The organism is Acidobacteriota bacterium, assembly GCA_030774055.1.
In the GTDB taxonomy this organism is placed as follows: Bacteria; Acidobacteriota; Terriglobia; order Terriglobales; family Acidobacteriaceae; genus JACPNR01.
Window position 1 is genome coordinate 21,896 of the sequence record JALYLW010000123.1, and the last position, 7,242, is coordinate 29,137.

At 63.3% G+C, this 7,242-nt stretch carries 9 protein-coding genes; 7 read left to right on the top strand and 2 right to left on the bottom strand.

Annotation, left to right across the window (positions count from 1 at the left end; genetic code table 11):
* Positions 1–56: 56 nt before the first annotated feature.
* The 5 genes from M3P27_10345 (at position 57) to M3P27_10365 (ending at position 3,727) form a co-directional block, all read left to right on the top strand.
* Positions 57–248 (top strand): hypothetical protein, encoded by a 192-nt coding sequence (locus M3P27_10345; GenBank protein ID MDP9268705.1) that lies wholly within the window; start codon positions 57–59, stop codon positions 246–248.
* 54 nt (positions 249–302) lie between these two features.
* On the top strand, positions 303–1,655 hold the full coding sequence (locus tag M3P27_10350; protein ID MDP9268706.1) for a Xaa-Pro aminopeptidase: 1,353 nt from the start codon (positions 303–305) through the stop codon (positions 1,653–1,655).
* A 282-nt stretch (positions 1,656–1,937) separates the two neighbouring features.
* Positions 1,938–2,111 carry a hypothetical protein gene (locus M3P27_10355; GenBank protein ID MDP9268707.1) on the top strand — a complete coding sequence of 58 codons (174 nt, stop codon included), beginning with the start codon at positions 1,938–1,940 and terminating at the stop codon, positions 2,109–2,111.
* A gap of 64 nt (positions 2,112–2,175) precedes the next feature.
* Positions 2,176–2,784, top strand: coding sequence for a biotin transporter BioY (locus M3P27_10360; protein MDP9268708.1), 609 nt, complete (start codon positions 2,176–2,178; stop codon positions 2,782–2,784).
* Between the two features lie 82 nt (positions 2,785–2,866).
* Positions 2,867–3,727 (top strand): ABC transporter substrate-binding protein, encoded by an 861-nt coding sequence (locus M3P27_10365; GenBank protein MDP9268709.1) that lies wholly within the window; start codon positions 2,867–2,869, stop codon positions 3,725–3,727.
* Between the two features lie 25 nt (positions 3,728–3,752).
* On the opposite strand, the gene M3P27_10370 is transcribed toward M3P27_10365, so the two are convergent.
* Entirely contained in the window at positions 3,753–4,127 is a 375-nt protein-coding gene (locus M3P27_10370; protein ID MDP9268710.1) for a hypothetical protein, read from the bottom strand.
* A complete protein-coding gene (locus M3P27_10375; GenBank protein MDP9268711.1) occupies positions 4,124–5,836 on the bottom strand; it encodes a Zn-dependent hydrolase in 1,713 nt (570 codons plus the stop codon). Before M3P27_10375 ends, M3P27_10370 begins: the two co-directional genes overlap by 4 nt.
* 66 nt (positions 5,837–5,902) lie before the next feature.
* On the opposite strand from M3P27_10375, the gene M3P27_10380 reads away from it, so the two are divergent.
* Together M3P27_10380 and M3P27_10385 are read left to right on the top strand one after the other, a co-directional pair.
* Entirely contained in the window at positions 5,903–6,409 is a 507-nt protein-coding gene (locus tag M3P27_10380; protein ID MDP9268712.1) for a hypothetical protein, read from the top strand.
* A gap of 16 nt (positions 6,410–6,425) precedes the next feature.
* Positions 6,426–7,157: an HAD family hydrolase gene (locus M3P27_10385; GenBank protein MDP9268713.1), complete on the top strand. Its 732-nt coding sequence runs from the start codon at positions 6,426–6,428 to the stop codon at positions 7,155–7,157.
* Positions 7,158–7,242 lie beyond the last annotated feature (85 nt).

The following is a 7,242-nucleotide window of genomic DNA, read 5'->3' on the forward strand; positions in this document are numbered from 1 at the left end:
ACTCCAAGCGGCAGGCTCGCCGCTCCGTCTCGCTCTACGACAAGTACAAAGACCGCGTGAACTTCGTGGTCGTGGACATGGACCAGAAACTGCCCAGCGCGCAGAAGGGACTCGTCCAGAAGTATTACCGCGGATATATCCCGCACATCGTGGTGATCGACCGCTTCGGCAAAGCGCTCTACAACGACGCCGGCGAGGTGGATGAGACGGTCATCGCGAAGTATCTGGACAAGGCGCTGGCAAAGTAAGCGGCCCCGGCGTTTCGCCAGCCGAGATGGGCGGCGTACAATCCTCTCTCCGCTATGAGAAACGTTCGCAATACCCTTGTGTTCCTGGTGCTCGCGGCCGTCGCCGCCAGCGCGCTCGAGCGCCAGCCCAACGCCGACTATCGCGCGCGGCGGCAGAAGCTGGCCGCGATGACTCATGGCGGCGTGGTGTTGCTGTTCGCGGCTACGGAGCCGGAAGGTCCGAACGCCGTCTTTGGATTTCGCCAGGACAACGACTTCTACTACCTCACCGGATGGTCGGAGCCAGGCGCGGCGCTGCTGATCGCGCCGGCGACCGCGGCGGCGGGCGAGAATAAAGCCCGTGCGTACACCGAGATACTGTTTCTTCCGGCGCACAATGCGACGCAGGAAAAATGGACTGGTCCCAAGTTAGGTGCGGATAGCCGGAACGCGAGCAGCGCGACCGGGTTCGACAACGTCGCCGTGCTCGACCGCATGCGCGATGAGATCGTGCGCGTGCTGCCGGCGCCACGCGCCACCGTTTACTCCGGCCTGGCGGCGTGGGATGAGAGCCGGCCGGCGACCATCCCATTGCAATGGTTGCGCCGCGCCAATTCTTTTCCCAACTACATCGGCTTTGAAGACGCTGCCCCGCTGATCGGGCGCTTGCGCATGGTGAAAGATGCGGGCGAACTGGCGCTGATGCAGAAGGCGGTGGACGCCTCCGTCGCCGCACATCAGGCCACCTTCAAGGCGGTGAAGCCGGGAGTGAGCGAGCGTGAGATATCCGCGCTGATGCAGTACGAGTTCGGGCGGCGCGGCTGCGAGAGGCCGGCGTACGCGCCCATCGTCGGCTCCGGGTTCTATTCGACCGTGCTGCACTACTCGCTGGATTCGGGCAAGATGCAGTCGGGCGACGTTGTATTGATGGATGTGGGCGGCGAATATTCCATGTACGCGGCGGACATCACGCGCACGCTGCCCGTCTCCGTCACGGGCAAGTTCACGGCGCGGCAGCGCGAGATCTACGACATCGTCTACGGCGCGCAGCAGGCCGCGATCGACGCCTTCCGCAGCGGCAAGTCGCTGCTCGGCCGCGGCAATGGCCCTGACTCGCTCTACAGAGCCGCCTACGACTACATCAACACCCACGGCAAAGACATGCACGGCCAAGCGCTCGGGCAGTACTTCATCCACGGGCTTGGGCACTACGTCGGCCTTGCGGTGCACGACGCCGGTGATTACTCCATCCCGCTCGGTCCCGGGCAGGTGTTCACGCTCGAGCCGGGGATCTACATTCCGGAGGAAAAGCTTGGCATCCGCCTGGAAGACATGTTCTACGTGGACGCGGAGGGCAAGCTGGTGATGATGACCTCTGCCCTGCCGCGGACGGCGGCGGACCTCGAGCAGGCGATGGCGGGAAAGTGATGCTTTGGGCAAAGAGTATCGCGGGAGGCGTGGCAGGAGGCGTCGCCGGTCTGTTAGCGGCAAGCTTATTGTTCGTGAGCTGGTTGTCTGTAAGGTCAGCGCGCATGCCGGAAGGCGTGGCGGCCGGTTGGGATCCTGTGAGTTTTTTTGCCCACACCCCACTTGCGTGGGCCATCTTGGCGTTCGGCTTCAGTGTTGGCTTCTACTGGACGTATCGCACAGTGAGGCGTTAAACCAGTAGCGACTAGAGACCGGCGACTTTGTTATGCTATCGGCTTGCTGATGAAGCTTCTCTTCGGGGTCCTGCTGCTCTCGTTGTTCACGGTCCTGGGCACGACGATCGCGCTGTACCTGCGGGTACGGCGGCAATTGCAGGCGTCTGAGACGGCGCTGCACCGCGCGCTGAAAGACCTGGAACACGAGCGCGAGCACGAACGCGAGACCACCAAGGTCTAAGAGTGTTTAAGGCATACTGGTCCTAAGGAATACTGGTCCCAAGAAAAACAGTTCTAAGGAAAACATGTCCCGAGTGACGGAACGCGCTGCCGAGAAGGTCGGTCTGCAAAATATTGCCGTACCCAGCCTGCTGCGAGAAGCCGGGCTGGTCATAGGCGCGAGCGCGCTCGTCGCGCTGGCGGCACGCTTTGCCATCCCGCTACCGGGGACGCCGGTGCCGCTTTCGCTGGTGAACTTTGCCGTGCTGCTTGCCGGGCTCGCGCTCGGCGCCAACCGTGGTTTCGCCGCGATGGTGCTGTATCTCGCGGAAGGCCTCGCTGGGCTGCCCGTGTTCAGCCCCGTCGTTAGTGGAACGATGGCGCCAGGCGGGATGCTGCAGTTGCTCGGCCCGACCGGCGGATTCCTGATGGCCTACCCGGTGGTCGCGTTCCTGGCGGGCTGGGCGTTCCAGGCAGGCAAGAAAGATTTCAAGGGCGCGCTCATCGGCGCGACCGCCGGCGAGCTGCTGCTGTTCGCGCTGGGCGTGAACTGGCTGATCGTTATTTTCCGTGTCCCCCTGGCGCAGGCGGTTGCGTGGGGGCTATATCCGTTCCTCGCCGCCGAAGTACTGAAAGTGATTTCCGCCGCCGGCATCGCGACACGCTGGCACCTCCCGGGGTCGAAGGCCAGCTAGGCATTGTCCTCACTGTTCCCATGTTCTCCACCCGGCCCGGCCCCAGCCGTGCCCCGATACGAAATCTCAGAAGTCACAATTCATGCCGACCGCTAGCGCCACGAAAACGCGCGAGATCACCGTCGCGCACAGTCCCGATTCCGACGACGCGTTCATGTTCTACGCGCTCGCGACCAACAAGGTCCGGGTGCCCGGACTGAAGTTCACGCACACCCTCTGCGACATTGAGACGCTGAACCGCAAGGCGCGCGAGGGCAAAGGCTTTTACGACGTCACCGCCATCAGCTTCCACGCCTATCCCTACATCCAGGAGAATTACGCGCTGCTCGGTTCGGGCGGCTCGGTGGGCGATGGCTACGGCCCGATGATCATCGCGTCCAAGGCGTTCACCGTGGAAGAGATCACGAGCAAGAAGATCGCTATCCCCGGCACCCTGACGACGGCGTATCTCGTGCTCAAGCTCTTCGCGCCCAAGATCGAGACCGAGGTCGTGCCCTTCGACCAGATCATGGCGCAGGTGGAAGCCGGCAAATACGAGGCCGGGCTGATCATCCATGAAGGACAGATCATGTACGACCGCCACGGCCTGCACAAGATCGTGGACTTGGGAAAATGGTGGCGCGACAAGACCGGGCTGCCGCTGCCGCTGGGCGGCAATGCCATCCGGCGCTCGCTCGGCGCCGAGACCATTCCGCGGGTGGCGAAGGCGCTGAAGGATTCCATCCAGTACGGGCTCGACCACCGCGAAGAGGCGCTGGAGTACGCCATGCAGTTCGCGCGCGATCTCGATCGCTCGCTCGCCAATCGCTTCGTCTCGATGTACGTGAACGAGCGCACGGTGGATTACGGCGAGGAAGGCCGCCGGGCCATCCGCTTGCTGCTGGAAGAGGGACACAAGGCGAAGATCATCCCCACCAAGGCGAAGGTGGAGTTCGTGGAGTAGGCGACGGCCACAAGGCCGTCTCTCCCTAACGCTGGTTGTCGATCTGCAGCAGGCTGGTGTCGGATACGTAATACTTCCCGATCAGTATCCCTATCTTCACCGCGGAATCGGCGTCGAGGTCGTTGAACTCGAAGCCGGCGCAGCCATGCTGGAAGTAGCAGAAGGTGGCGTGGACGTAGACGTTGAGGTCTTCCTGCGGATCCACGATCACGAAGCTCTGCTTCTTGTCATTCTTGAACTTGGTGTCGTCGGTGGTGGTGATGAGGAAGCCGCCGCGCCCGAGCTGGCGCACCTCGCCTTGTTTGGCGCCGCGCGGGCTGGTGACGTACACGCCCGACTTCGGATCGACCTCGACGCGCTCAAAGCGCCGGCGCTCGTTCTTTGATTCCGCACGGCTCATTGGACTGGCTCCGGGAATGGCATGATCGGGTCGATGTCCACCGGGACATCGGTGACCGAACGTAAGGCGGATTGTAACTCCGCCGGCATGGAATCGTACCGCTTGAACCACGCCTCGGCCCGGGCACGGTCGCCGGTGGCCTCGATCTCGAGCAATTCCTGGCTCAGCTTCGCGATGGCCGCGGGCATCTTCGCGTAATCGATCTCGTAGCGTCCGTCCGCGCGCCGGATGGCGCCTTGCTCGCTCAGGAAATTGAATTCCATCATCTCGGCGCGGCCGTGCGCCTCGGCGATGGAGAAGCGCACCGTCCGGAAGATGCCGGCAACGTAAGAAGCGTAGTACTCCTCCAGGCGGTCCTTGGGCAGCGCGCCCTTGTCGACCAGCCACTTCAGTCCGTACATGCCGACGGCATCGGCCTTAGCCTCTTCCAGTCCGGAAAAGATCGGGCCGATGGCTTTGCGGATGTCCACTTGCTGGCCGCTCACGCGCGAGAACGCCGGGCCGAGTCCGTGCGAGATCTCGTGCATCATCACGGCGGCGAGATAGCCTTCGCCGGAAGCCTTCGCCGCCTGGTCGGCGCGCATCAGTCTTTTTGCGATGGGCAGGATGACGACGTTGACGCGCGCGTCCATGTAATTCTTGAAGAAGATCTTCTTCGTCCCCTTCTCCTGGTGGATGCGCGGATCGTTGGGCAGATTGTCGGCCACCGCCTGGTAGCCATGGCGCAGGTCGCCGGCGCGGTAGGGCGTGTCCATCACCTCCATGGGCGTGAGGTGTCCGCGCTTCGAAGGACGATCTTCCGCCGCCAGCGGCAACGCGTCCTGAATGTCAGGAACATATTCCTGGAAGACAGCGAGCTTCGCCGATTCCGGCTCGTTGCGCACCAGCACGGCGGCGCCGTAGCTCGTCTTCACGCCCAGCACGTCGTCGAGATAGGTCTCATAGGGCGCGAAGATGATGTCGAACTTCGGGTCTTTGAGATCGAGCCAGGCGAGATCGCTCTGGTAATAGTCGTCGGAGAGCAGCGCGTCCGCGCGCAGCCGGAGGAACTTGGCGAAGGCGGCATCGCCGGCCAGGTCGGCGGCCTCGCGCAGCAGCTTGGCCGCAGGCTCTAGAAAATCGCGGTACGCGACCCGGTAGGGCACGCCCACCAGCTGCTCGCCTTTGCGCCGGATCACCGTCGCGCCGTTGTAGATCTCGTCGTTCTTCTCAGGATGCTGCTTCACGTATTGCTCGATCTCTTCACGCGTGAGCCCCTGGGGATAGAGGCCGCGTCCGGGCGAGAAGACCGCGCCCTTCACGAAGGGCTGGTTCTCCGCCAGCAGGTCGAAGCGGCTGCCCATGATGGTGAGCAGGCGGGTGAGCTTCTGGCTGGTGGCGTCCTGCTTCCCGCGCAACGCCTCGAGCAACTCGAGCGCTGGCGGATCGCTCTGCCGCCAGAAGATGTCTTCGAGAGAGCGCGACGCCAGCACCAGCTTCTCGACCATCTGGCGCTCGCGCGGCGTGATTCTCTGCTCCGAGAAGGTGATGGGATAACGCTTCCACTGCGCCAGGCGCTTGTCGAGCCCGGGCGCGGGCGTCACGGCGGCCGCCGTGACTGCGGTCTGCTTCTTCTTCCGTGAGTGCCGGGTCCTCGTCTTCGCGCTGGCGCTGTTAGGCATAAGGATGACGGCTAAGAGGAGAGCGGCGACGACCCCGCGCGGATCCATTCTCATAGCCCAACGATTCTAATGGGGAAGCCACACGCGCGGGAAGCTGCGCTATGATTGCGTTCGATGGCGAAGGGCGAGCACAGCGCGACGAAGGGCGAGCACAGCTCGGCGAAGGGCAAACAAGGCGCGACGAAGGGCAAACACAGGTCGCTGTGGCGGTGGACCGGCGGGCTGGTGTTGCTGGCCCTGATCGCAATCGCGGTGCCGACCATCCTGAGGAGGTATTTCCCGAAGTCGCCGGCCGAAGCGACGTTCGTCAGCAGCCTGCGCACCATCTGCACGGCGAACGTGTCTTACGAGTATCGGCATCCGAAGCAGGGCTACGCGCGGACGCTGATCGAGCTACGCGACGCCAACCTGATCGACGCTACGCTCGCCTCGGGATCGAAGGGCGACTACCGCTTCGACTATTCCGGCGAGCCCGACGACCACGGACAGGTGCAGCAGTATCACGTTATCGCGCGTTCCGTGGTGCGCGGACAACGCAGCGCCTACATGGACGATGGCTGCGTCATCCACACCACCAAGGAAGACCGCGCCGCTACGGCGACCGATCCGGCGCTCCAATAGAATGGCTGATGAAGCCATGCCTGCGAACGTTCCTCCGACCTCGTCTCCGACCTCGTCCCCGCGCCAGACGCTGCTCATCGATGCCGACGACACCCTCTGGGAGAACAACATCTACTTCGAGCGCGCGATCGCCGACTTCATCAGCTTTCTCAATCATCGCGCGTACACACCGGCGCAGGTGCGCGACGTGCTGAACGACGTGGAGCGCGACTGCATCGTGCAGCACGGCTACGGACTGCACTCCTTTGCGCACGCCTTGGTCGACACCTTCGAGCGCCTGGCGGTCGAGCCGCTCACGACAGGCCTGCACGAGACCATTCATGGATTTGCGCACGCCATCGCGGAACATCCCATCGAGATCATCGCCGGCGTTCCCGAGACGCTCGAATACTTGCGCGACCGCCACCACCTCATCGTGATGACCAAGGGCAACATCACGGAACAGTCCGGCAAGGTGGAGCGCTCGGGACTGAGACCGTATTTTTCCGCGGTCGAGATCGTCGCAGAAAAAGATGAGCCGACCTATCGCTCGATAAAAGACAAGTACGGACTGGCCGGCGACCTTACATGGATGGTGGGCAACAGCCCGAAGTCGGACATCAATCCTGCGCTCGCCGCCGGACTGAACGCAGTCTTTGTGCCGCACGACAACACCTGGGTCCTCGAGCACGAAGAGGTGGCGGAACCGCAGACCGGCGCGCGGCTGCTCGTGGTCGAGAGTTTCGCCGCGCTGCGCGCACACTTCTGAAGCAAGGCTAGCTGCTGGCTACTGGCCTCTGGCGCGTCTCGAGATAGCGGGGGCCTTCTAAAACCAAACAGCGCTGGACGCTGGG